The organism is Rheinheimera mangrovi (assembly GCF_003990335.1).
Taxonomy (GTDB): Bacteria; Pseudomonadota; Gammaproteobacteria; order Enterobacterales; family Alteromonadaceae; genus Pararheinheimera; species Pararheinheimera mangrovi.
In genome coordinates this window covers 899,349-924,264 of the sequence record NZ_CP034683.1, presented here as the reverse complement: position 1 = coordinate 924,264, position 24,916 = coordinate 899,349, and the positions used below count along the sequence as shown (strand labels likewise).

Annotated in this window: 20 protein-coding genes; 8 read left to right on the top strand and 12 right to left on the bottom strand. The window is 46.3% G+C overall.

From position 1 onward, the window contains the following. Positions 1-120 precede the first annotated feature (120 nt). Complete coding sequence (locus EK374_RS04325) at positions 121-2,577, top strand: glycoside hydrolase family 88 protein (RefSeq protein WP_164731933.1); 2,457 nt, start codon at positions 121-123, stop codon at positions 2,575-2,577. Between the two features lie 4 nt (positions 2,578-2,581). Beyond that, entirely contained in the window at positions 2,582-4,279 is a 1,698-nt protein-coding gene (locus EK374_RS20735; RefSeq protein ID WP_206099283.1) for a pectinesterase family protein, read from the top strand. On the opposite strand, the gene EK374_RS04310 is transcribed toward EK374_RS20735, so the two are convergent. Then, positions 4,276-5,463 (bottom strand): winged helix-turn-helix domain-containing protein, encoded by a 1,188-nt coding sequence (locus EK374_RS04310; RefSeq protein WP_127020458.1) that lies wholly within the window; start codon positions 5,461-5,463, stop codon positions 4,276-4,278. The two genes, EK374_RS20735 and EK374_RS04310, sit on opposite strands and share 4 nt — an antisense overlap. 3 nt (positions 5,464-5,466) lie before the next feature. After that, positions 5,467-6,195 carry a tRNA1(Val) (adenine(37)-N6)-methyltransferase gene (locus tag EK374_RS04305; protein ID WP_233280333.1) on the bottom strand — a complete coding sequence of 243 codons (729 nt, stop codon included), beginning with the start codon at positions 6,193-6,195 and terminating at the stop codon, positions 5,467-5,469. A 109-nt stretch (positions 6,196-6,304) separates the two neighbouring features. On the opposite strand from EK374_RS04305, the gene srmB reads away from it, so the two are divergent. Beyond that, positions 6,305-7,564: an ATP-dependent RNA helicase SrmB gene (srmB, locus tag EK374_RS04300; protein ID WP_233280332.1), complete on the top strand. Its 1,260-nt coding sequence runs from the start codon at positions 6,305-6,307 to the stop codon at positions 7,562-7,564. 69 nt (positions 7,565-7,633) lie between these two features. Here the strand turns inward: srmB and EK374_RS04295 are convergent, their stop codons facing one another. The 3 genes from EK374_RS04295 to yaaA form a co-directional block, all read right to left on the bottom strand. Further along, complete coding sequence (locus tag EK374_RS04295) at positions 7,634-8,344, bottom strand: hypothetical protein (protein ID WP_127020454.1); 711 nt, start codon at positions 8,342-8,344, stop codon at positions 7,634-7,636. A gap of 287 nt (positions 8,345-8,631) precedes the next feature. Next, a complete protein-coding gene (locus tag EK374_RS04290) occupies positions 8,632-9,930 on the bottom strand; it encodes an inosine/guanosine kinase (RefSeq protein ID WP_127020451.1) in 1,299 nt (432 codons plus the stop codon). Positions 9,931-10,173: 243 nt separating this feature from the next. Further along, positions 10,174-10,953 (bottom strand): peroxide stress protein YaaA, encoded by a 780-nt coding sequence (gene yaaA, locus EK374_RS04285; protein WP_127020449.1) that lies wholly within the window; start codon positions 10,951-10,953, stop codon positions 10,174-10,176. 295 nt (positions 10,954-11,248) lie between these two features. Between yaaA and tal the strand changes: the two genes are divergently transcribed. From tal to EK374_RS04270, 3 genes are all read left to right on the top strand, one after another. After that, positions 11,249-12,205, top strand: a complete 957-nt coding sequence (gene tal, locus EK374_RS04280; protein ID WP_127020448.1) for a transaldolase — start codon at positions 11,249-11,251, stop codon at positions 12,203-12,205. Positions 12,206-12,275: 70 nt separating this feature from the next. Then, positions 12,276-13,904 (top strand): glucose-6-phosphate isomerase, encoded by a 1,629-nt coding sequence (pgi, locus tag EK374_RS04275; RefSeq protein WP_206099282.1) that lies wholly within the window; start codon positions 12,276-12,278, stop codon positions 13,902-13,904. A gap of 120 nt (positions 13,905-14,024) precedes the next feature. Then, entirely contained in the window at positions 14,025-14,201 is a 177-nt protein-coding gene (locus EK374_RS04270; RefSeq protein WP_127020446.1) for a DUF3545 family protein, read from the top strand. 109 nt (positions 14,202-14,310) lie between these two features. On the opposite strand, the gene ung is transcribed toward EK374_RS04270, so the two are convergent. The 7 genes from ung to EK374_RS04235 form a co-directional block, all read right to left on the bottom strand. Further along, positions 14,311-14,973 (bottom strand): uracil-DNA glycosylase, encoded by a 663-nt coding sequence (gene ung / locus EK374_RS04265; protein WP_127020444.1) that lies wholly within the window; start codon positions 14,971-14,973, stop codon positions 14,311-14,313. Positions 14,974-14,976: 3 nt separating this feature from the next. Continuing rightward, positions 14,977-16,266, bottom strand: a complete 1,290-nt coding sequence (gene thrC / locus EK374_RS04260) for a threonine synthase (protein WP_127020442.1) — start codon at positions 16,264-16,266, stop codon at positions 14,977-14,979. Positions 16,267-16,275: 9 nt separating this feature from the next. Further along, on the bottom strand, positions 16,276-17,208 hold the full coding sequence (gene thrB / locus EK374_RS04255; RefSeq protein ID WP_127020440.1) for a homoserine kinase: 933 nt from the start codon (positions 17,206-17,208) through the stop codon (positions 16,276-16,278). Between the two features lies 1 nt (position 17,209). Continuing rightward, positions 17,210-19,669, bottom strand: coding sequence for a bifunctional aspartate kinase/homoserine dehydrogenase I (gene thrA, locus EK374_RS04250; RefSeq protein ID WP_127020438.1), 2,460 nt, complete (start codon positions 19,667-19,669; stop codon positions 17,210-17,212). A gap of 214 nt (positions 19,670-19,883) precedes the next feature. Continuing rightward, positions 19,884-20,852, bottom strand: a complete 969-nt coding sequence (locus tag EK374_RS04245; RefSeq protein WP_127020436.1) for a sensor domain-containing diguanylate cyclase — start codon at positions 20,850-20,852, stop codon at positions 19,884-19,886. Then, positions 20,852-21,463 (bottom strand): chemotaxis protein, encoded by a 612-nt coding sequence (locus tag EK374_RS04240; protein ID WP_127020434.1) that lies wholly within the window; start codon positions 21,461-21,463, stop codon positions 20,852-20,854. Before EK374_RS04240 ends, EK374_RS04245 begins: the two co-directional genes overlap by 1 nt. Then, positions 21,460-21,825: a response regulator gene (locus EK374_RS04235; RefSeq protein WP_008897284.1), complete on the bottom strand. Its 366-nt coding sequence runs from the start codon at positions 21,823-21,825 to the stop codon at positions 21,460-21,462. The genes EK374_RS04240 and EK374_RS04235 overlap by 4 nt, the downstream gene beginning before the upstream one ends. A gap of 280 nt (positions 21,826-22,105) precedes the next feature. Here EK374_RS04235 and EK374_RS04230 point away from each other — a divergent pair, with 280 nt between their 5' ends. Together EK374_RS04230 and rdgC are read left to right on the top strand one after the other, a co-directional pair. Beyond that, a complete protein-coding gene (locus tag EK374_RS04230; RefSeq protein WP_127020432.1) occupies positions 22,106-23,854 on the top strand; it encodes a sensor histidine kinase in 1,749 nt (582 codons plus the stop codon). A 117-nt stretch (positions 23,855-23,971) separates the two neighbouring features. After that, a complete protein-coding gene (gene rdgC / locus EK374_RS04225; RefSeq protein ID WP_127020430.1) occupies positions 23,972-24,868 on the top strand; it encodes a recombination-associated protein RdgC in 897 nt (298 codons plus the stop codon). Positions 24,869-24,916 lie beyond the last annotated feature (48 nt).

Sequence of the window (24,916 nt, the reverse complement as noted above, 5' to 3'; positions counted from 1 at the left end):
TTACTTTGGATAAATATAACTGGCTTAGCCAAGGATGGCGGCTTTGGCGTGACTTGCAGTCTGGCACTGTAAGTCACGATTTTGTTTTTACTTTGACAACAGGTAATAGCCGTGACTTTGATGTTTAAACGCCCATTGCTGATCTCCAGCCTCGCCTTAAGTTTTTTAGCCGCTTGCAGTAAACCAGCTCCAGCACCAACACCAACTGAGCAACAAGCTGTTCAGTCAGTAAAACCTGTCGCTACCTTAAGCATTCATAATCCTTCTGATTTCTCACGCCCACAAGAAGCAATTTTTCTTTCTGCAGCAGATTTAGGTCTGGCAGAAACTGAAGTACAGAATTCCGCTTTTATTGCGACCAGCGCAAAAGGCCAGCTGCCGTCACAATGGATTGACCGCAACGCAGATGGCCAAAAAGATACCTTAGTGTTAAGCCCCACTCTGAGTGCAGGTGAAACCTTAGAACTTCAAATTACAGCAGGAACAGCCGCTGTGTTGCCGAAACAAACGCAAGCCGAAATTTCGCAAAAAACCGGCGGCCAGTGGCAAGACAAAACCTACGTCGGTGGCCATTTTGAGAATGTCAGCAGTCTGACGCCTCCCCCCCAGTACACGGATCACAGTGAATTTATCCGCTACGAAGGCCCGGGCATTGAATCCGACAAAGTGGCCTACCGCATTTATCTCGACTGGCGTAACGGTTTTGATATTTTTGGCAACAAAACTGGTAAGCCGGTGCTCGATCAAATAGGTCAGGATGGTTACAGCTCCTACCATGAAATGTTGCCATGGGGCACAGATGTACTCAAAGTTGGCAAAGCTGTGGGTGCTGGTGGTTTTGGCTACTGGGATGGCAGCAAAATAGAACGAGTCTCAAAGCTGGATGGCCATACAGCCACTATTATTGAAAATGGTCCTTTGTATTCGGCCCTAACCATAGACTACAAAAACTGGCAAATTGCCGGTAAAACTCTGGATGTGAAAGCCCATTTGTCGATGACAGCAGGCAGCCGTTTATTGCAAAACCGCCTGACCTTAAGCCAGCCGCTGGATAATCTGGCGCTTGGCATAGTAAAACTCCCTGACACTCAACTGCTCACCGGTACATTGGAGAGCAGTGGCCATACCTACACTTACCTCGCGACTTACGGCAAACAAAGCCTGGATGGTGCCAACCTGGGCATGGCGATTTTATTTAAACGTGGCAAGCTCAAAAAATTAACTACAGACGAACATAACCATGTCGCTGTGATGAGTGTATCTGGGCAACATCTGGAGTATTACCTGCTAGGTGCCTGGCAACATGAACTGAATGGCATCACGAATGAGCAGCAGTTTGTGGAGTATTTGCAACAGGAAGTAGAACGTTTAACTCTGACGCCGCGCCTGAGATTAAAAACAGAATTAACCAAAGCCCAAACCAGTCAAGCACTGACCAGCGAGCGAGCTTTATACTGGAGTCAGCAACTAGCCAATTCTGAACTCAACCGCCAGGCTGGTCAGTATTATTGGGGGGGCTGGGATACCGAACGTGACCGCCCTGTCGCCTTTGAATACACCACAGGTTTATTGGTACAGGCTTTTGATGACTTAAATAAATACGCTGCTAATCCTGCTTATCAGGCCGTGATCGACAAAATGGCCGACAGTTTTGTTAGTGCTGACGGCACTATCCACAGTTATGACGCCAGCAAGTTTAATATCGACAGTATTAACAGCGGTAATCTACTGCTAAGGGTATTTGAACAAAGCAATGAGCCCAAGTATCAAATCGCAGTTCAGAAGTTACGCGAACAGTTAAAACATCACCCAAAAACCTCAAACGGTGCTTTTTGGCATAAGCAGATTTACCCAAATCAGCTGTGGCTGGATGGGGTTTATATGGGCATGCCGTTTTTAGCTTATTACAGTAGTCTGTTTGAGCAAGGAGCCAGCCTGGAGCAAGTGGTGCACGAGTTTGTAGTCACCCGTGAACAGTTACGCGATGACAAAACCGGTTTGTATTTCCATGCATGGGACGAATCCAGACAGATGGACTGGGCCGATAAAACCACAGGCCGTTCTGCTTATTTTTGGGGCCGTGCTATTGGTTGGTTGGGTATGGCGCTGGTCGATGTTTTAGATTATATCCCAGCGGATAACACCGAATTACGTCTGCCTTTACTGAATATGGTCACCGAACTGGCGGCAGATTTAGCCAAGTATCAGGATGCTGAAACGGGCGTTTGGTATCAGATTATGGATAAAACCGGCGAGCGTGGTAATTATCTGGAGTCGAGTGGCAGCAGCATGTTTGTTTATTTTTACGCCAAAGCCATCAATAAAGGCTATTTGCCAAAAGATCAGTATCTGGAGATCAGTAAAAAAGCCTGGCAAGGTCTTTTAAATGAATTTGTACTGGTGCATCCGGATGGCAGCATCAGCCTGACTACTATGGTGCAAGTCGCAGGTTTAGGTGCAGGTCGCGATGGTAGCTACCATTACTACATGAGCGAGCCCATCTACCGCAATGACAGCAAAGGTACAGGGCCATTTATTATGGCTGGTGTGCAAATGGCACAGTTGCTAAAGGATTAAACCAATGTGGTCACTGTTTGTCAGGCTGAGTGCACTTGTGCTCAGCCTGTTTTGCTTAAACCTGTACGCCAGTGAGCAACCACTGCGCTTACAAGTTGCTTTAGATGGCTCAGCGCCTTTTCACTCTATTCAACAAGCGCTGGACTCCTTACCTTCAACCAAACAATGGGCCTTAATTGAAATTGGCCCTGGTATTTATAAAGAAAAACTTTACCTAAGCCGCGACAAAGTCATTTTAGCGGGCAGCGGTAAAACCAGCACCACTATTGAATTTCCGGAACTTCGTAAAAACCATTTAAAACAGCAGCCTGATGACTGGGGCTCTGCTGTGGTTAATATCAAAGCCTCGGATATAGTGCTGCTGGATTTAACCGTATTTAACAGTTACGGCGCTCTGTATGGCGATCACGATCATCAGTTTGCTATTCGTGGTTTTGAGCAGGCCAGCCGTATTATTACTGACCAATGCAGAGTAATAGCAGGTGGCGCCGACAGTTTAAGCTTATGGAACAAAAAGGGGATGTACTACCACAGCAACTGCTACTTTGAAGGCCATGTCGATTATGTTTGCCCACGCGGAACAGCCTGGATTAAACAGAGCCAGTTTTATAGCCAGGCCACCGAAGCTTCTCTTTGGCATGATGGCGAATTGGATCAAAACGCGAAGTTAGTGGTCACAGACTCCAAGCTATCCGGTATTCAGGGCTTTTTACTCGGCCGCCGCCATTATGACGCTCAGTTTTATCTGCAGAATAATCAGTATTCACCTTTGATGGCGGATAAACCTATATTCCGTAAAACCTATCCGGATGAACCCAGCCGCGACAGAGCCAACTTATGGGGCGAGCGTAGTTATTTTAGCGGGTCCAGCGGCGGTGCTAATTACGGCTGGCTGCAAAACAACTGGCCTAATGCAGTATCTCAGATCACTGAAGATTGGGTTTATCAGGGCCAGTGGCAACCAGAACAGCTGTTAAAAACAGTCCGCAGCTGGTTAACAACTAAACCCCAACCTATGCCTGCCAAACTCTATCTGGTCGGTGATTCAACCATGTCGGATAAAACTAATCTGGCCTATCCGGAGCGCGGCTGGGGCCAGTTATTACCTGACTTTATACTGCCGCAGTTGCAAGTGATTAACTTAGCAGCCAATGGCCGCAGCACTTTACGTTTCTTAAACGAAGGGCGCTGGCAAATGCTACTCGATGAATTACAAGCCGGTGATTATGTGTTGATCCAGTTTGGCCATAACGATCAAAAACAAGACGACCCTAAACGTTATGCCGACGTCAATACGCGTTACCCGGAATTGCTGCAGCAGTTTATCCGCGAGGTCAAAGCCAAAGCCGCTATTCCGCTGCTTGCCAACTCGATTTGCAGGCGGAATTTTAAAGGTAAAACTTTAGAGCGGGATTTAGCAGCTTACGCAGCCCAAGCTAAACAACAGGCTGCATTGGCTCAGATCGACTTTTTTGATTTGCAGCAGCACAGCTGTGATTTATGGCAAGAGTTAGGCCCTGCTGGCAGTCAGCCCTATTTTATTCAGGTGCCTGCTGGTTTGTATCAGAAATTCCCGGATGGCAAAACCGACAACACCCATCTGTCGGTGCAAGGCGCTGCAAAAGTTGCACAGCTTTTTGTGCATGACTTACAAAAGCAACAACATCCCCTGGCTAAGTACGTCTACCGAACCAAGCTTTAATACATAAACCAGTCACGGGTTCTGGCGCTGGTTTTTACCAGTTGCCAGGTCTCGCAGCCATTAAAAGTGGCATAGTCCAGCACAGCTTTGGTCAGTGCCGCTTTTAATGCATCCGTCAGTTTTACCTGCTCATCCAGCACTAAGTGCTGCAACAATAAGGTTTTGCTGGCTCTGTCTGCTTTAACATCCACTTGGCCTATAAACTGGTCTTTATATAACATCGGCAGGCTGTAATAGCCTATCTGACGTTTGGCAGCAGGCACATAAACTTCGATCTGGTAATCAAAATTAAACAGCTGCTTTAATCTTTCGCGCTGGATCACTAAGTTATCAAAAGGCGATAACAGCCAGACTTTGTTGGGCACTTTTTTTGGGGTATTGTCAGTAAGCACTAACTGGGGCTTGTGGTAATACGTCTTTCCATCCAGCAGAAAACTTTGCAGCCTGCCCTGCTCCAGTTGTTGTTTTAGCTGCAGCTTGAGCGCAAGCTGCATATTCTTACGCAGATAACCTATTTGCTGTACTGTCGCCACCGCCTGACTTTGCAGGCAACGCTCAATTAAATAATCAGCAAACTCAGCATCCGTAGGTGGCTGGTGTTGATGATGATCAGGCCAAACCCGTTCCGCCAGATCATAGACCTTCTGGAATTTATCTCTTTTGGCTACCATCAGCTTACCTTGCATAAACAGCTGTTCCAGTGCCTGCTTGGCTGGTTGCCAATCCCACCAGGCACCGTTTTTCTTGCCCGCATTTCCATTTTCACTGGCAAAGTCACTGGCCTTTAGTGGTCCTTCGGCAGCAACCCGGGCCAGCACTTCATTCATCAGTTGCTGTTCAGGGTTAAACCAGTGGTTGTCGCCGTTTTGCAGTAACAGCTTTCGCTGCAAACTAAAACGATAATCTTCCGCTGGTAAAAAGGCAGCGGCATGCGACCAGTATTCAAAACTTTGCTTTTGCTCCAGCGCTTTATCCAACAGCTTTGGCTGGTAGTTTTTTACTCTGTTAAAAAGTACATGATGATGCGCCCGCTCCACCACATAAATAGAATCCAGCTGCACATAACTAATTTGTTTCAGAACCTCTGCCACAGCTGCTTTGCCGGAGGCGGGTTGCAGCAAACCCTGATGCTGTAACACCAACTGGCGTAACTCTTTGGGGCTAAAGGGGCAGGACAAAGTCATCACTTAAAACCTTAAATAAAAATCGGCCAGAAGGGTTCGATAGTCATCACTGTACTGGCCCAGGCTTTGCTGTATCAAGAGTTCTGTCTGGTCAACCTGGCTGGTTACGGCACTGGCACTAAAGTCCAATAACTGTAATTTGGCAGCCTTATGCGCAGCAGTTTTGACCAGACAACGGCGCTGTAAAGTCCAGCCAGCCTGTTCTGCCACAGAGATAAAATCTGCATCAGCAGGCAGCACTAGGCAAAAATGTGCACCAGCAGTAGCAAGCTTTTTGGCAACAACTGCCAACTCAATAAAAGATAAGCTGTCGGTATGGCGGGCTTGATGCCGCTTCGGATCTGAAGCGCCTAAACTCTGCTGAAAATAGGGTGGATTACTGATAATCAGCTCAAATCCATGCTCCGGTTGGTTATCCGTCGCAGCATAGGTTAGAATATCGGCCTGAATGACTTGGATTTGTGCCGCCCAGCGACTGGCCGTCACATTTTCCTGCGCCTGTAAGGCCGCATCCTGGTCCAGTTCTATTGCATAAACCAATGGGTTAAGCCCAGATTTTTGCAGTCGCTGCGCCAGCATCAGAGACAAAATGCCACTGCCAGCTCCTATATCCAGTGCTGTGCCAGCCTTGGGTAAAGTTGCCCAGGCGCCCAACAGCAAGGCGTCCGTGCTGACTTTCATCGCACAGCGGTCGTGGCCAACAAAAAATTCTTTACACCAAAAGCCGCTCACCACTGTCCTTACTTACTAAGGTCAAAAGAGTGGCAGTGTAAAAGATGCTATAAGCTCTGTCACTGACAGACAGCATCTCCGGACTATCTAAACAGAAGGTAAGAACAGCGTGAGCGAAATTAACACTGCACAGGAAAAAATGACCTTTGCTGAGTTTCAACTGGATGACAGCTTAGAGAAAACCCTGAGTAAAGCGGGTTTTAAAGAAGCGACCAGCATTCAGAAACTGGCTATTCCTGTGGCTTTGGAAGGCCGCGACATACTGGCCAGTGCCCCCACAGGCACAGGCAAAACTCTGGCGTTTTTATTGCCGGCTATTCAGTACCTGCTGGATTTTCCGCGCCGTGATCCGGGTTTTGCCCGAGTTCTCATCATGACGCCTACCCGTGAACTGGCCTATCAGATTTTTGAACAGGTACAACAGCTGATTATGCTGACCGACCTGCATGCTGGTGTGATCACAGGTGGTATCAACTACGGCAGTCACAAAGAAACTTTAGAAAAAAACAATGACATTCTGGTGGCAACCCCAGGTCGTTTAATTGAATATCTGGATAACGAAAGTTTCCATGCTGACGAAGTGGAAGTACTGATCCTCGACGAGGCCGACCGTATGCTGGATATGGGTTTTGTTGGTGAAATGAACCGCATTATCCTGGAAGCAAAACGTCGTCGTCAGACCATGCTATTTTCCGCAACTTTGGATGGTAACGGTGTAAAACGTTTCTCCGAGCGGGCTTTGCGTGAGCCAGTGCTGTTAGAGGCTGCACCACCACGTCGCGAAAAAGCCAAAATTATGCAGTGGATGCACGCAGCGGACGATGCAGCACATAAATTGGCTTTGCTGGTGCATATTCTGAAGCAGGAGGATGTCAGCAAAGTCATAGTCTTTGTGAAAACCCGTGAGCGTTTAGCCACCTTAACAGGCCAGCTCGAAGCTGAAGGTTTAAAATCTTGCTGGTTACAGGGAGAAATGCCGCAGGACAAACGCCAACTGGCATTACAGCGTTTCAGTAATGGTCAGGTGCGTATTCTGGTAGCCACAGATGTAGCGGCTCGAGGTCTGGATATTGACGATATTACTCATGTGATTAACTACGATATGCCACGTACTGCAGATGTCTACGTACACCGTATTGGTCGCACCGGCCGCGCTGGTAAAAAAGGCACTGCCATTTCGTTAGTAGAAGCTCACGATATTGCTGTGGTAGGTAAAGTAGAGCGTTACACAGAGCAGCCGTTAAAACGCCGCTTTATTGAAGGCTTACGCCCTAAACACAAAGAAGCCAAAGCACCGACTAAACAGAAAAAACCTAAAACAGCAGCCAAGAAAAAAGCGCTGAAAAAAGCTGCCAAGGCCAAGGGTTAGTTCTTCATCCTGACCTAACATCGTTTGCTGTATCACAAAGCAAACTATGTTAGGTTGGGTAGTGCCAGCTTAATTTATCTTACCCAGCATCAACTTATTATAATTCTGTATAAATTCCCGCTGCCGCTCTGCAGGCACAGCCTCTAAATGCAAATCCAGATAAACCTGAGTACCGGCCAAGGCTTCTATGCTTTGATTGAGTTTATCGATAATCGCCTGCCCCCTATCACTTTTATTACAGGCAAAATAAGCCAGCTGCAAAGGTTCAGCTTCGGCGACGCTGTATCCTTGCAGTAAAGTCGCATCCGTAGTGGCCAGCATAAAAGGGTATTCCAGTATGGCTGAGACGCGATGTTGCTGCAACATAGGCCAAAGCTGCGCAATCTGCGCACCGCTTTGTTTAAAATACAAATTGTGTCTGAGCACTTTTTCTTTCAGCAATAGATCCAGTTCTGTACCATAGGAACGTTCCAGATCCAGCCCTACTACAAAGTCAGCTTCAGTCAGCAATAACTCACGTAATCGGACTTGACCACCCCATTGCTTTAGCTTGGACTGCAATTTGGTATGCAGCTTACTATCTTCGGGTAAATAGAGTTTTAAACCTTCAATAGCCGAAAGCGGTCGGCTGAAAATAAATTCAGCCTCTCGTTGCGGATTCTTTAAGATGCTGGCCATGCAGCTGTCCGCTTGAGTGCGGGTGAGCTCGCTGGCTTTAGTGAAATTCACCTGATGAAAATGTGGGCTGAGTTCTGAGCTTTGCGCCAAAATCAGCCGCATTAGTTTCAACTCAAGACTTTCGGTGGTTACAGAGGTTCTGGTCAGCCAATTAGATGGCATTTTACTTTGAAAATGTACATCCTGGGGTTCAGCCTGCAACTGCTGACTACAACAAAACATTACGGCGATCGTACAAACAAGCTTCCAACCTACCACTTCTGATCACCCGACTCCATGCCCTATAAAGCCAGCATAAAAGTGAAGTCTTTGGGCTGTAAAGCTTTTTTTTCCAGAATAGCAAAAAGGTCGGGACAACCGACCTTTTTAATAAAACTCAAAACCAGGTGTTACCTGTCCCAGTAGCTTTCTTCCAGAGAGTCTTCTTTTTCAGGTAAGCCTTTAGATAAACGTGGCGCGTTTTGTACCAATATAGCGTAACTGACGCGGTTGGCGTATTTACAGATCTGAGCAAAAGACGAATAAGCCAGATAAGGCTGTTCGTGTTTACTGGATAAAGGCAAAGTTTGACGGTGGAAATGATTGGCCGCTATGTCATGCAAAATAGCAGCTAAAGCGCCATCACCTGCGCCATTGGTATTTTTAATCCGCTCAGGTCCACCCAAATAAGGATCGATATGCGAGTAGACTTTGACCGGCTGCTGGCAGTCTTTTTTCTGCATAGGACGGCTGAATTCAAACTCGTTGTAATCCGCCAAAGCACCGGATTTAATTGGATTGGTGGTTTCACGTTTAGCTGATTCATCGGTGTAACCGCACAAATACAAACCTTCAGGGCCTGCAGTTAGCAGCACCATATCGACATAATCCAGCGCCGCTTCTGCCGCCAGTAATGGATCAGCAAACCCAGTTAAAGCTTCCGCTTCCAGCTCATTCATTGCGAGCACATTAACGTACTGCGCCAAAGTTTGCTGAATTAGCTCTCTGTGCTCTTCCACTAAATGCTTTGTGCCTAAGCTCATCACCACAGGAACATCTGCAGATTTAGCATCGGATAACATTTTAACCATCGCCTGCTGTATCGGCTGATCAGTGGCGCGTAGCGGATAAGCACTGACCACTATAGCCGCGGCTTTGGCAATAATATCTGTTGGGATATAAGCTGGAGTTAACTCGTCCATATCACCCGGGTCTATCACAAAAGTACGTTCGCCATCCGGAGTGATCATGGTAATACCGCGGCCAATGTCGCCTGGCACGCCTTGTAAGTGATTCATATCCACTTTACTGCTGGTATGGCATAAATAGTGATAAGCAGGAGAACCCAGTTGAATATTGGCTGACATCACGCCCAACAACACGGATTTATCATCAGCCAGTACAGAGTAGTTATGTACTGTATTGCCTATGGTGCCGCCGGCAAAGTGATCAGAAATAGCGTTGGAGCCCACCAGTTCCTGATAAATCAGGTCAGCTTTGCCATGTTCCACTAAGTTGGATAAGCCTTTGCCTATGCCGTATTTTTCAAGAAATTCATCACTGACATTGGCGATGACATCCACTATGGTTTGGTCCAACCCCACTATATAAGTGTCCAGCTCGGGCCGCACTTCGTAGCTGGGTAAAGTCAGCTTAGGCTGAGACACAGGAAAATAATGTTTGAGTTTACGACGACCAGGGAATTTCATAGGGCAACACTCGGATCAATAGAGCCGCGCATTTTAGCAAAAGCCAATTAAAAAAGCGCACTAAAAAGCCGCAGTTTTCTGCAGCTTTTCCGCTTATTTAACGATACAACCAAGATCGATGTCCAAAGTAATTGGAGTTGCAGCGAGGCGACAAGCGAGTAAGACCCCGGGAGCATAGTAAACCTATGTGACCGGGGCGAGATAGCTTTCAACAAAGATGCAGCTTCAAGTACGAAGGGCATATTAGTCTTGCTGTTGCATCCGTGTAAACACCAGTTTATCAGCTTTGGATTCGGCACTGCTAAACTGGTAACCAGCACTATTAAATTGCTTTAAGCCTTCGACCTGATCAATTTGCTGTTCAATGACGTAACGCGCCATCAAGCCACGGGCTTTTTTGGCGAAAAAGCTGATGATTTTGTACTGACCATTTTTGAAATCTTTAAATTCCACATTCACTACTTTGGCTTTCAGGGCTTTTTTATCTACAGCTTTAAAGTATTCCTGCGAGGCCAAATTCAGTAGCATCTGTGAATTTAACTGATCCAGCTGTTGATTCAGTTCGGTACTGATGCGATCGCCCCAGAACTGATATAAATTTTTACCACGGCCATTTTCTAACGAAGTGCCCATCTCCAGACGATAAGGCTGCATCAGATCCAAAGGCCGCAACACTCCATACAAGCCACTTAAAATACGTAAGTGCTGCTGGGCATAATCGAGCTCTTTTTGTTTCAGGCTGGACGCTTGCAAGCCCTGATACACATCCCCATTAAAAGCAAAGACGGCTTGACGGGCATTATCAGGCGTAAAAGGTGTAGACCACTGTGCAAAACGTGCTGCATTCAGACCGGCCAGTTTGTCGCTGATATGCATTAAACCTGAGAGTTGAACAGGTGTTAGATCGCGGCAATAGGGCATCAACTCAAGGCTTTGATCCAGCAAAGCAGGCTGACTAAAAGCAGTGACGGATAACGGGCTTTGGTAATCTAAATCTTTGGCGGGTGATATCACCATCAACATGGGTTTTGTTTTCCTGTACAGCTAAGTAAAACGACTATAACAAAATTTGGCGCAGAGCTCGACTACAAAACTCAATACGGACGCGGCTTTGACATGGTTTTTACTTTTTTTCATGATAAGCTCTGATCCGTATGCAGAGCTTATAAAATAAGGCTGCGACCAGTAAAATAAACAGAATTCCGAATGAGGGAAACTTGCCGCAAAAGCCTGTTTTTGTGTTGTAATTTTCCTACATTTATTTAGTATTAAGCCCCACATCACTGACTTGTGATCAGAAAAACGGTAATAAAACAATATGAGCACTTTACTCGAACAGTTAAAAGCAGTAACTACTGTCGTGGTCGACAGTGGTGACTTAGGCGCAATTGAACAATTCCGCCCTGTAGACGCTACAACAAACCCTTCGTTATTGCTAAACGCCAGTCAACTGGAGTTTTCTAAGCCTTTATTGGCTCAGGCTGTGGCTTATGCCAAAAGCAAAAGCTCAGATCTGGCGACCCAGGTCAGCATAGCCAGTGATAAGTTTGCAGTAGATATCGGCACTCAGATCAGCAAGTTAGTACCAGGCCGTGTGTCGACTGAAGTGGATGCCCGTTTATCTTTTGATACTCAGGCCAGCATCAATAAAGCACTGCAACTGGTTGCTTTATATGAAGAAAATGGTATCAGCAAAGATCGCATTTTGATCAAAATAGCCTCTACCTGGGAAGGTATTCAGGCTGCCCGCCATCTTGAGCAACAAGGTATTCAGTGTAACCTGACACTGCTGTTCCATATGGCGCAAGCCCGTGCTTGTGCTGAAGCAGGCATCTTCTTAATTTCTCCTTTTGTTGGCCGTATTCTGGACTGGTACAAAGCCAACACCAAACAAGACTACACAGCAGAAACCGATCCTGGTGTGGTTTCAGTGCGTGAAATTTATCGCTATTTTAAAACCTATGGCCATAAAACTGTGGTGATGGGTGCAAGCTTCCGTAATATCGGCGAAGTATTAGCTTTAGCAGGCTGTGACCGTTTAACTATCAGCCCGGGCTTACTGGAAGAACTCAGCCAGCAGCAAGGCAGCTTAACAGTTCATCTGCAAGATACAGGCGCTACCGCCAAAGAAACTGCGGCCTTAACTGAAGCAGAATTCCGCTGGGCGCTGAATGAAGACGCAATGGCCACCGAAAAACTATCGGAAGGTATCCGTAAATTTGCCGTTGACCAACGTAAGCTGGAAAGTTTAATTCAGGCCCAATTACAGGCCTAAGCAAAGGCTTGTTTCACGGTCTACATACAGGGTTAATTTTAATCACCATCGGATCACTACAGGAGTTTATATGATGTCGTCTGCGATTTGGGCAGAGTTAAAACAGTTGGCTCAACAGCCTTTGTCCTTGCGTCAGCAGTTTGCTGCAGATCCAAAGCGTGCTGAGAAATTTCAGGTCAGTGCCTGTGGTATTCATCTGGATTTTGCCAAAAACCTGATCACAGATGGCATCTGGCAAAAGCTGTTGGAATTGGCCAAACAAAGCCAGATCCACAGCAAAACTCAGCAGATGCTCAGTGGCGACAAAATTAACAACACGGAACACCGTGCCGTCTGGCATATGGCGTTACGAGCCGATACAAAAACTCCTTTAGTGTTAGATGGTGTTGATTTACAACCAGAAATTCAGGCCTGCCATGCACAAATGGCAGAGCTGATTGGCCAGTTGCATCAAGGCAGCTACAAAGGCTATCAGGGCGATGCCATTACCGATCTGATTTGGATTGGTATTGGTGGCTCTTTATTAGGCCCACAAATGGCCTGTGAAGCTTTAGCCCCTTTTAACAAAAGCCCGGTGCGTATTCATTTTGCCGGCAATATAGACGGCGCTGTAGTGTCTGATGTAGTCAGAGATTTAAACCCGGCTACTACGCTGGTGTTTGTGGCATCGAAGTCTTTTGGTACTGAAGAAACCAAACAAAACGCATTGGCTGTGCGTCAGTGGTTCATAGACAAAGGTGCAGACAAAGCCGCTATCGCCCGGCATTTCTGGGCTACTTCGTCCAATATCAAAGCTGCAGCAGAGTTTGGCATAGTGGCTGAGCATATTCTGCCGATGTGGGACTGGGTCGGTGGTCGTTATTCCTTATGGTCTGCCATCGGCTTTCCTGTGGCATTGCAGTTAGGCATGGAGCAATTTCAACAACTGCTCAAAGGCGCCCGTGATATGGACCAGCATTTTATCCATGCGCCACTAGAGCAAAATATGCCGGTGATTTTGGCTTTGCTTGGTGTTTGGTATATCAATGCTAAAGGTTGTCAGGCGCAGGCTTTATTGCCATACAGCCATTATTTACGTTTCCTGCCCTCTTACGTGCAGCAACTGGATATGGAAAGTAATGGTAAAGGAGTGGATCTTGATGGCAAGCCATTAACAGATGCTACAGCTCCGGTGATTTGGGGCGATGCGGGCACCAACGGTCAGCATGCGTACCATCAGTTATTGCATCAAAGCGCATTGGCTGTGCCGTCAGACTTTATTCTGCCGGCCAAAGTCAGTCACGAGCTCAAAGATCACCACCACAGATTAGCTGCGCACTGTTTTGCCCAAACTCAGGCCTTGATGCAAGGTAAAACTTTTGACGAAGCCAAAGCTGAAGTATTGGCAAGTGGCGCATCAGAAGCTGAAGCTATTGCTTTGGCACCACATAAAGTGTCGCCTGGTAATAAACCAAGCAATACCTTATTACTGCCAGAACTATCACCTTATTACTTAGGCGCCTTAATTGCTCTTTATGAGCAGAAGGTGTTTTGTCAGGGTGTACTGTGGAATATCAACTCTTTTGATCAATGGGGCGTTGAGCTGGGTAAACAGCTGTCGACTCCTATTTATCAGGTGTTATCTGATCAACAAAACAATAACTTTGATGCGTCCACAGAGGCACTTATCGCAAAATTTAAGCAGTTGAACTTGGGCTAACCTGTTGAATGAACGAAAAACATTCATTTTTCGTTCATATTTGTGTCAAAGAGTTATTTTATTTTTAGACAAAGTGTGGTACTAATTTGTTGAAAATAACAACAACTCAGAGGGGCAACCATGGAAAGCTTCGAAGACTTACTGAATATGTTGGAGCGTCCTGCGACAAAGAGCCGTTCAGTCAAACGCAAGTGGCGTGAAATTGAAGCAGTCAAAGAACGCCAGCGCTTAAAACGAGAACTAGAAGACATAGATTGGACCATAGAACCTGAGTTAGTTGACATAGAATTAAGTTAAATTGAGCCCCGGCAGCAATGTCGGGGCTTTTTATTTGACTGTAATTCGACGGCCATCTAACACTAGGGGCGACCTTTAAAGTCGCCTGACTATGTGTCACAACGACGGGTTATACCTGCCAGCGGATAGGTGTTTTGCCTTGCTGCTGCAGTAGCTCATTTGCTTTTGCAAAATGGCCGCAGCCCAAAAAGCCGCGATGCGCTGACAAAGGCGATGGATGAGGTGCGGTCAGAATATGGTGTTTGGTTTTGTCGATCAGCTGTGATTTTTTAATCGCATGGCTGCCCCATAACAAAAACACTATGCCTTCTGCATGAGCACTGATAGCTCGGATCACCTGATCGGTAAACTGCTCCCAACCTAAGTGACGGTGTGAGTTGGCTTCATTCGCCACCACAGTTAATGCGGTATTGAGTAACAACACGCCCTGCTCTGCCCAGCTTTCCAGACACCCATGTTTTGGGGTTTGAAAATCAACATACTCCAGCGCCAACTCTTTGTAGATATTGCGCAGCGAGGGGGGAATGGCCACTCCTGCAGGCACAGAAAAACTTAAGCCATGCGCCTGATTCGGGCCATGATAAGGGTCCTGCCCTATCACCACCACTTTCATCTCTGCAAAAGGCGTCAGCTTAAAGGCATTAAACACCAGCGCTTCAGGTGGATAAATCACCTGACCTGCGGCACGTTGTTGCTTTAAGTAATCCATAGTTTGCAGAAAATAGGGCTGATTTTTTTCAGCCCCAATCACGTCTTGCCAGTGTAAAGACACAGTTTATTTATCCAGAGTCAGTAAGAATTGGCGTAATTGTACAAAATCCGGCGCCATATCTGCACTTAAACTTGTCTCTGAAGCCACAGCAGCTAATTCAGGCGGCAGAGCTATAGGGCTGCCAAGGATATTTTCGACCTGCTCTTTAAATTTGGCCGGATGGGCGGTGCCTAAGAAAATACCAAATTCGCCGTCCTGCAAACTGCGTTTTAAGGCTTTGTAAGCAATAGCAGCATGAGGCTCACTGACATAACCTAAATGCGCCAACTGACGCATAGAGACCTGGGTATCTTCTTCATCCACCATCACAGCTTCTAAATCGTCGCGGCAAATTTTCCCCTGAGCCAATAATGCCTCAACCCGTGGCCAGTTATTTGGTGCACTGACGTCCATCGCATTAGATAAGGTTGCCACTGTTTTGTTCGGTGTCCACTGACCATCCTTCCAGTAGCGTGGCACTGTGTCATTTAAGTTGGTGGCCGCTATCATACGTTTGATAGGTAAACCCAATACTTTGGCAATTAAACCCGCCGTCAAATTGCCAAAGTTACCACTTGGCACTGAGATCACTATTTGATCCCGTTTGTCTTTCGGTACCTGAGCCACAGCTTCAAAGTAATAACAAATCTGGGCAAATAAACGGCTGATATTTATGGAGTTGGCTGAGTTGATATTCAGCTGTTTCACCAAGTCGCGGTCGTTAAACACCTCTTTCACTAACGCCTGACACTGGTCAAAGTCGGCCTCTATGGCCAGGGTATGAATGTTATGGCCTAGAGTCGTAAACAGCTTTTCCTGCAGCGGGCTGATTTTTCCTTTAGGAAATAAAATCACTACATCAACACCGGCCTGCTGATAAAAGGCATGTGCCACAGCCGCCCCTGTATCACCTGAAGTGGCAGTGACAATAGTGGTTTTACTGACATTCTGCTGCTTTTGAGCCTGAATCAGGGCCTGCGCCATAAAGCGGCCACCAAAGTCTTTAAAAGCTAAAGTGGGGCCATGGAATAACTCTAAACAGGCGACATCATCCGTGACTTGCGCTAAAGGCGCCGGAAACTGAAAAGCGTTGCTTACCATCTGATGAATTTGTTCAGCAGAAAGCTCGTCACCTATTAAAGCTTCCAATACTTTGGCACTGCGCTCGACAAAAGGTAGTTCCAATAAAGCTTCTATATTCAGAGTTGGCCACTGGGTTGGGAAAAACAGCCCTTGCTGTTCGCCCAAACCAATACGTACTGCATCTAAAAAACTAACTTGTTGTGAAGCGACTTTCGTATTTGTTAATTGCATTGTTACATCCTACAGCGCACGTGCGCCTTGTCTCGCCAGGTGACAGACTGTCGTAATGGCATCTGAGTTTTTAGCGTAATACTGTTGTAAATAATCAGCGGAAAATTTGGCCTGAGCGTCATTCTGACAGACCGCAAAAATAGTAGGGCCAGCACCGGAGATACCGACATGACCTATGCCCTGTGCCGTTAATTTCTCCCGTATAGGCAAAAGCTCCGGCATCAGGTGCTGACGGGCCGGTTCGGCCACTAAATCCTGTAAAGCGGCAAAAGCTTCAGTTTCATCTTTGGCATACAAAGCACTGATAAAACGACTTAACATACCGGCAAAAGCTATGCTGTGTTTTAGCGTCAATTGTTGTGGCAATACAGCCCTGGCTTCTTTAGTCGATAACACAGTACCGGGATAACACAGCACCACCTGCCAATGTTCAAACCAGGGCAATGCCCGGCATAACAAAGGACTGTCCGGCAACATCAACAATAAGCCGCCATAAAAAGATGGCGCCACGTTATCGTAATGCACTGAACCACTAACACCACCTTCAAGCTGCGCCATTAGCTGCAACAGCTGATAGTCGTCTAAAGGTTTACCGAAATAGTCATTAAAGGCATAACAGGCCACAACAATAGAACAGGCGCTGGAACCTAACCCACTGCCAACCGGCAGGTTCTTCACCAGCTCCAGTTGCAACCGCGGTAAAGTCCGGTCTATTGCCTTTTCAAAAGCATAAAAGCACTTCAGCACTAAGTTATCGTCTGTGTCTTTGGGCAACTGATGCACATAACGACCGGTCAGAGTTAAACTTAATTCTGACTGTTCACTATGAATTCGCAGTTCATCACCAAATAAAGAGCCATCCACAGGCTCAAAAGCAGCGCCTAATAAATCAAATCCAACAGAAAAATTCCCTGTGGACGCAGGCGCAAAATACGACTTCATATTACATCTCCTGCTGCCAGGACAAAGTCCGCATCACATCGCTGAACACACCTGCAGCTGTCACTGCAGCACCAGCACCATAACCACGCAACACAAAAGGAATAGGCTGGTAATAACGGGTATGAATGGCCAGCGCGTTTTCACCGTCTTTCACTTTGGCTAATGGATGATCCTGATCCAAAGCTTTGATGGCTACCTTGCAGCGGCCTTCGCTGATTTCGCCTATATAACGCAACACCTGACCTTTGGCTTTGGCTTGTGTAATCCGCTCTGCAAAAGACTTATCAAGCTCTGGTAACTGCTGCATAAAGGTAGGAACATCAGTGCCAGGTGCAAAATCTGCAGGCAACACCCCTTCCACTTCTACATCAGCTAAATCCAGCATCAGCCCCGACTCACGCGCCATAATCAGTAATTTACGAGCCACATCCATACCAGATAAATCATCACGAGGATCCGGCTCAGTAAAGCCTAATTCCCGGGCTTTGGTAGTGACTTCAGATAAAGATTGGCCCTGTTCCAGCAAACCAAAAATATAGGATAAAGAGCCTGATAAAATCCCTTCAAAAGCCACCAACTGGTCACCGGCATTAAACAAGCCCTGTAAAGTGTCGATCACAGGCAAGCCAGCACCTACTGTGGTCTCGTACAGGAAGCGACGTCTATGCTGCTGTGCCACCTGACGCAGCTGATGGTAGTAATCCAAAGAACCTGTATTGGCTTTTTTGTTTGGGGTGACTACATGGAAACCGGCTTTTAAGAAGTCGACATACAAATTGGCCACAGGCTCTGCACTGCTACAGTCAATCAATACCGGATTGGTTAAATGCTGCTCCTGAGCAAAACGGCTTAAATCCGCCACAGAAAACTGGCCTTTAGCCTGCTGCATTTGCTGCTGCCACTGACTTAAATCTATGCCCTTCTCATCCAACAACAAAGTTTTGGAATTGGCGATGCCATACACCTTCAGCTTAACGTTACGTTGCTGTAAAAACTCTTGTTGACGCTGGAACTGCGCCAGCAATTCGCTACCTACCACACCACAACCGACCAGAAACACATCGATGCTGGGGATATGGCTGAAGAAGTTTTCATGGCAGACCTTCACTGCGTTCTGACAGGCCTTTTGTTCTACTACAGCGGAAATAGAACGTTCGCTACTATCCTGCGCTATAGCCACCACATTGACACGGGCTTGTGCCAGCGACGCAAAAAACTTAGCCGCCACACCGCGGTGCTGACGCATACCATCACCGACTAAGCTGACAATGGCCATGTCGGATAATATTTGCAGTGGTCTTAATAACTTGCCTTGCAGCTCCAGTTCAAACTCGGCTTCCAGCGCTTTTTTCGCTGCGGCTAAATCCAGCTGAGCTACACAAAAGCTAATACTAAATTCGGAAGAAGACTGAGTAATTAAACTGACAGATACCTGTTCACGCGCCATAGTGGCAAACACACGGGATGCCATGCCGACCACACCTTTGAGGCCCGGGCCAGAGACTGTGATTAGCGCCAGATGCTCAAGACTGGAAATGCCTTTGACCAGCGAGTCGCCGTTGTTGTCTGCATCAATGCAGGTACCAGGCGCTGACGGGTTTAAGGTGTTTTTGATATAACAAGGAATTTGAAAACGAGCTAAAGGCCCAATGGTTTTTGGATGCAGCACTTTGGCGCCAAAATACGACAGCTCCATAGCTTCATCATAGGATAAATGGTCAATCAGCTTGGCTTGTTTCACCTGACGAGGGTCGGCACTGTACACGCCATCTACATCGGTCCATATCTCACAGACAGAGGCTTTCACCGCAGCAGCGACAATGGCGGCAGAGTAGTCCGAGCCATTACGGCCTAATAAACACAACTCTCCCTGTGCATTGCTGGAGACAAAACCGGCCATTACATAGACCTGAGCCGACTGCCTGGCTAAGGCTGCAGCAAAAGTTTGTTCTGAAGCAGGAATATCAGCCACAGCATTTAAGTAATCGCCTTGGCTTTTTACTAAAGCCACTGAATCCAGCAGCACCACATTAACCTGACGGGATTTAAACAGAGCCGTCATCAGGCAGACGCTGAACTGCTCGCCCATACCTAAAATTTGCGCCTTGATATGATCAGGGCAATAACTCAATAAGCTGATACCCTGTAAACGTTCAGTCAGCTTTTGCTCCTGTTCGTCAGCCAATTGCTGCACTGCTTTTAATTGGTCAGCATTCACCCGAAGCGAAGCTTCTGCAATAAGCTGCGCCAGTCGCTGCTTCCACTGTTGCAATAGCGGTTGATAATCGGACCCTAAAAAGGCTAAATCCGTTAACTCCACCAATAAGTTAGTGACGCCCTGAGGCGCAGACAACACCAAGCCTACGCTTTGATTGCCAATTTGTTGTTGCACTATATCCGCCACCTCGAGGAAGCGGGTTACCGACGCCAGAGACGAACCACCAAACTTAAGCACCCTCATGTTTTACTCCTTGCTAAACGAAAAAGGCCCGTGACGGGGAGGTCACGGGCCTTTTTGAAAACAATACGCCGCCGACCTCCTACCCCGCAGGGTTGGTGGTAATAATAATGGTGAGTGTATTGCGGATTTGTGTCTTTTTCATACTGCCTATATGCTCAAAATTTTAGACGTCTGTCAATCTAAATGTTTAGATTATTCTAAATTTAACGCGCTGTCAGATTGTCTTGAGTAGAAATTCTGTTTCACCGGCACTAAAGACAACCACCCTGTTGCGCCCCTCCCGCTTGGCGTTATAAAGCGCCATATCGGCCTGACCTATCAGCATTTCATGTGCACGCTCACCTGTAACATCCAATTGAGCAACCCCTATGCTAATAGAGGTTTGTATAGACTGCTCATGGAATGTGACAGCTTTACTGTTGACCGCCTGACAAATACGTTCAGCGACTTCCTGTGCGCCGGCAAGCGCTGTATTGGTTAGAACTATGCCAAACTCTTCACCACCGTAACGACCAAACCAGTCGGTATCACGTAACAAATCCCGAACCCGTGCCGTTAATTCAATCAGCACACAGTCACCCCCCAAATGGCCGTACTGATCATTCAGTTGCTTAAATTTATCCAGATCGAACAATAACAAAGACAAAGGCTGCTGGTAACGCTGAGCTCGCTGCACTTCCAGTTTCAGTTGTTCTTCCCAGTAACGCCGGTTTAACGCCTGAGTTAATCCATCAATGCGGTTACTATATTCCAGTTTCTGCAAAGTGCTTTGCAAGTGCTGCTGATAGACAAAAGCATCGGTGGCATCTTCTATCAGCAAACAAACATAACGACGACCGGCAGGATCTTTAAGTGGCAACATAGTACAGTTTTGCGCCATATACTGACTGGAACTCGTGACAGGCCGCAGATGCGGCAACTTAATCACATACTGACGCTGCTCCCAGCTACTGAATGAAGGACTTTGTAATTCAAGTACAGAAACAAATTTACGTCTGAGCCAGGCTTCAGGCACATCAGTAAACACTTTAAACAAATTTTTTCCTTTTACCTCTGCAAGCTGTACAGAGCTATGTCGCTGTAAAAAAGTATTCAGGTATACCAGCTGGAATTGTTCATCTACCACTAGCACACCACTGTTAAGCTGCTCCAGTACAGGGCCGGCTAACCAGTCTTCTGACATCAATATTCTTCCACTATCCGATCCAGAATTTGCTGGATATTTAACACAGCTTCACCGGGGATCAACAACAACATATCGCAGTTAAAGGAATGATCAATTAACTGGTAACTAATATCTACTTTAAGCGCCAACTCCCAGTGGCAGGCTGTTTCAACTAAGGCTTCTGCGACGTTATTCTGTCGCGACGATAACACCCTGGGCGCGCTGTACGACAGGCTATTGTCAATTTGCTCGGCCAGGCCATTTAAAAAAGTAGTGGTTAAAATAGAGCTGATATCCGTCAGCATCTCAAGCTCGGACGCACTATCTGTGTCATAGCCTAATAAAGCTGCAATCCGATGGGCGTTATCAAGCTGGTATAACACTATAGCTTCGCCACGTAAGCCATCATTACCCAGGAAACCCTGGCTAACCAGAGCAGCGTCAGTGCTGCTGTACTGAGCTTCAAACTGGGCGGGAATTTGCGCAGAGTTCACCAGCTCAATGGCTGGTACCTGCAAATGTACAAAGGTATTTAAAAAGCGGGCAAGTTTGTCGCTGGCCAGGCCCATAGCAACATTCATCAGCTCCTGCAAACAATCCCTTTGTTCTTCAGAGAATACTGTACTCATATCAGACCATATTGTTTCAAAATAACGACAAGTTTTTCTGGATTGACAGGTTTGTGGACAAAAGCCAGAGCGCCCAGCTCTGTGACTCGTTTTTGCATTTCAGGCTGGATGTCCGCAGAAATGACAATCACAAAACAGTCCAGTCCATCCTGTTTTATCGCCTCTAACACGCCAATACCATCCAGCTCTGGCATGGTGAGGTCTAAAAATACTAAACCAATCTCCTGACTACGCAAAATAGCCAAAGCTTCCACGCCATTACCAGCTGTGAGAATATCAGCGTCAAAAGACTCAGGTAAGGATTTACGCACTTGTTTTCGTGCAAGTAAGGAGTCGTCACAAATTAATACAGGTAACGCCATTAAAACAGCCTCTTTATTATTGCTTTATTTGTTTTCACTAAGGTGCGTACAGTTCAAATAGTAGACATCGCTACCATACTGAAAGATGTTGCAATTTAACACCATTAAATGCTGTTTTTGCTGCAATCTGACAATTTATAGCAGTCTTATTGCTAAAGCAGCTCTTGTTGCCTAGTCTCTAAGTTATTTATTACATATAGTATTTTCATTTAAACTGATCTTCTATAAGTTAGTGTTTTAGGGTGATTCATTATTAAGCCGAACAAAACAAGGTTGTTTCATGCAGCAGAAAAGTTTATCGCGTAAGCTGCTGACTAAAGTCTTGTCAGTGTATTTTATCCTGACCTTTGTGGTGACTTTAGGCCAGATTGTTGCCGAGTACTTCAACACCAAAGATCATATCAATGGTGAGCTCGCAACATTACAGCAAACCTTTTCCGGCAGTCTGACCCGTGCAATTTGGGAGTTAAATACCCAACAAGCGCTGATCATTGCAGATGGTTTGCTGGCTATCCCAGCTATTGAAGGCATTATTGTACGGGACGATAGTGGCGCTGTTATTACACAATTAGGTCGTTATATTGATATTAGTGAACGTTACAGCAATCAGTTGGTACAAGAAGGCATTCGGCTAACAGAACAAAACTCCGGCTTGTTTGGTTACACTTTCCCGCTCATTTTTGAATTCTCTGGCCGCGCAACTCAGGTCGGTGATGTCACGCTGTTTTCCAGCCGCGCCGTAGTGCTGGACCGGATAAAAATTGGTATTTATTTCCTGGTTGGTAATGCTGTATTAAAAACCACTTTTTTAATTATCCTGTTTTTACTGGCCTTCCGCAGTCAACTGACCTTACCGCTGAGTGAACTAACGCAACAAATTGAAGATTTGGAGCTTGATCATCTGGAAGGCACTAAAGTTGAAGTTCGCCACGATGAAGCCAATGAGTTGAGTGTCATGGCCGATGCTTTTAACCGCCTGATCGCTCGTGTACAGGATTACAAAGTTCAGCTGGAAAGCACCCAGAAGCAGCTGCTGCATTCGAATGAAAAACTCGATCAGCACAACTTATTACTGGAACAGGAAGTAGCGCGTAAAACTTCAGGCCTAAGTCAGGCCATGATGGATTTACAACAGCAAAAACAAGAACTGGAAGTGAAACAACAAGCCTTGCGTGAAGAAATAGAACGCCGCCGCCACAGTGAAGAAGCATTACGTGGCAAACAGAGTGAGCTGGAAAAAACCGTCGATGATTTAAAGCAGGCACAGGACCGATTAGTGCAGTCAGAAAAAATGGCTGCTTTAGGTGGTTTTGTCGCTGGTATTACCCATGAAGTGAATACTCCGGTAGGTATTGGCGTCACGGCAACCAGCTTTTTAGCAGAGAAGCTGGCAGCGCTGGACCTGGCTTACAAAGACAAAACCTTGTCTCCCAAAGTGCTGGAGCATTTTATTGAAGAAGCCAAACAAAGTACTTCACTGCTGCAGTCCAACCTGACTCGGGCTTCAGAGCTGATTGCCAGCTTTAAACAAATTGCCGTCGATCAGACCAGTGATGCAATTCGTACTATTAATTTGGCCGAATATCTGCACGAAGTGATCCGCTCTTTGCAGCCAAACTTTAAAAAGACCCGCCATCATATTGATGTGAATTGTCCGGAAAGTCTGATGCTGAGTTGCCCTGCCGGTGCTATTTCACAGATTTTTACCAACCTTCTAATGAATTCTCTTATTCATGGTTTTGAAGAGCTGGAAGAAGGTTATATCCGCATCACAGTGCTGGACGAAGGTCAGATGGTTGATATTACTTATTCCGACAATGGCCGCGGCTTGACGCAAGAACAACTGGAAAAGCTGTTTCATCCGTTTTTCACCACAAAACGTGATCAGGGCGGCAGCGGTTTAGGTACTCATATTACCTATAATCTGGTACGTCAAACGCTGGGTGGTTCAATTCAGGTCAGTAGCGAACCAGGCCATGGCCTGAGTTACCATATTCGTTTCCCGAAAAACTTAAAACGTAATTCCTGAATCTAAACAACCAAAGTGCAGTGATCTGCACTTTGGTTTTTTCCGCTGAAAAACTCTAAATCCTGCAGTTGAACTCTGTATACTAAGCCGCATTTCTCATCCCAAGAGTACTTACTTATGTGGTTTAAAAATTTACGTTTATATCAGGTCACCGAAAACTTAAACACCGACCAGGATCAATTAGAGCAGGCCTTAGCTGCATTCAAATTCACCCCTTGCACCTCGCAGGAAGCCATTAAAATGGGCTTCACCAGCCCCTTACATCCAAGCCTGAAGCAATATTGCCACCAGACCAATGACGTGATGTTGTTTGCGGTGAAACGTCAGGAAAAAGTGCTGCCGGGTTCTGTGGTCAATGAAGAACTGGCACCTAAAATTGACGCGATGGAACAGGAAAAAGGCCGTCCTTTAAGCCGCAAAGAAAAGCAGGCGTTAAAAGAAGAACTGATCCAGACTTTGCTTCCACGTGCTTTCAGTAAATCCAGCGTCACTACCGCCTTGTATGACAAACAACAAGGCTGGTTATTAGTGGATACCAGCAGCGCCAGCAGAGCAGAAGAATTACTGGCTTTGCTGCGTAAAGCTTTTGGCTCCTTACCTGCGATGCCGCTGTTGGACAACCACCAGTTAAATCAACAGCTGCATTTCTGGTTACAAGGTAAAGAGTTACCGGAAGGTTTTCAGTTAGGGGCTGAAGCTGAATTAAAAGCTCCGGATGAAGAAGGTGCTAAAGTGCGCTTTATCAACCACTTGTTAAGTGCCGATGAAGTGCAAAGCCATTTACAGGATAAACTGGTGACTAAGCTGGCCTTAGAGCAGGATGAAAAAGTGACCTTTTTAATTTGCGAAGATGGCAGTATCAAAAGGCTGAAATTCCATGACTTGTTGTCGGGTTCAAATGAAGAAATGGGCTGGGATGATGTGATAGGTCGGTTAGATGCTGATTTATTGCTGATGACAGACGCATTACGTCATGCTCTGTTGCCACTAAAAGCTAATATCGCCGTGCAGTAAAAACCAAAAACTAAAAAGCCCTGCAGTGCTGCAGGGCTTGATTCGGTC

What these genes read in the sequence shown, in the direction of transcription:
- EK374_RS04325 (WP_164731933.1), top strand. Translation starts at nt 121, where the DNA reads ATGTTTAAACGCCCATTGCTGATCTCCAGCCTCGCCTTAAGTTTTTTA.
- EK374_RS20735 (WP_206099283.1), top strand. Translation starts at nt 2,582, where the DNA reads ATGTGGTCACTGTTTGTCAGGCTGAGTGCACTTGTGCTCAGCCTGTTT.
- EK374_RS04310 (WP_127020458.1), bottom strand. Translation starts at nt 5,463, where the DNA reads ATGACTTTGTCCTGCCCCTTTAGCCCCAAAGAGTTACGCCAGTTGGTG.
- EK374_RS04295 (WP_127020454.1), bottom strand. Translation starts at nt 8,344, where the DNA reads ATGCGGCTGATTTTGGCGCAAAGCTCAGAACTCAGCCCACATTTTCAT.
- EK374_RS04290 (WP_127020451.1), bottom strand. Translation starts at nt 9,930, where the DNA reads ATGAAATTCCCTGGTCGTCGTAAACTCAAACATTATTTTCCTGTGTCT.
- yaaA (WP_127020449.1), bottom strand. Translation starts at nt 10,953, where the DNA reads ATGTTGATGGTGATATCACCCGCCAAAGATTTAGATTACCAAAGCCCG.
- tal (WP_127020448.1), top strand. Translation starts at nt 11,249, where the DNA reads ATGAGCACTTTACTCGAACAGTTAAAAGCAGTAACTACTGTCGTGGTC.
- pgi (WP_206099282.1), top strand. Translation starts at nt 12,276, where the DNA reads ATGATGTCGTCTGCGATTTGGGCAGAGTTAAAACAGTTGGCTCAACAG.
- EK374_RS04270 (WP_127020446.1), top strand. Translation starts at nt 14,025, where the DNA reads ATGGAAAGCTTCGAAGACTTACTGAATATGTTGGAGCGTCCTGCGACA.
- thrC (WP_127020442.1), bottom strand. Translation starts at nt 16,266, where the DNA reads ATGCAATTAACAAATACGAAAGTCGCTTCACAACAAGTTAGTTTTTTA.
- thrB (WP_127020440.1), bottom strand. Translation starts at nt 17,208, where the DNA reads ATGAAGTCGTATTTTGCGCCTGCGTCCACAGGGAATTTTTCTGTTGGA.
- thrA (WP_127020438.1), bottom strand. Translation starts at nt 19,669, where the DNA reads ATGAGGGTGCTTAAGTTTGGTGGTTCGTCTCTGGCGTCGGTAACCCGC.
- EK374_RS04245 (WP_127020436.1), bottom strand. Translation starts at nt 20,852, where the DNA reads ATGTCAGAAGACTGGTTAGCCGGCCCTGTACTGGAGCAGCTTAACAGT.
- EK374_RS04240 (WP_127020434.1), bottom strand. Translation starts at nt 21,463, where the DNA reads ATGAGTACAGTATTCTCTGAAGAACAAAGGGATTGTTTGCAGGAGCTG.
- EK374_RS04235 (WP_008897284.1), bottom strand. Translation starts at nt 21,825, where the DNA reads ATGGCGTTACCTGTATTAATTTGTGACGACTCCTTACTTGCACGAAAA.
- EK374_RS04230 (WP_127020432.1), top strand. Translation starts at nt 22,106, where the DNA reads ATGCAGCAGAAAAGTTTATCGCGTAAGCTGCTGACTAAAGTCTTGTCA.
- rdgC (WP_127020430.1), top strand. Translation starts at nt 23,972, where the DNA reads ATGTGGTTTAAAAATTTACGTTTATATCAGGTCACCGAAAACTTAAAC.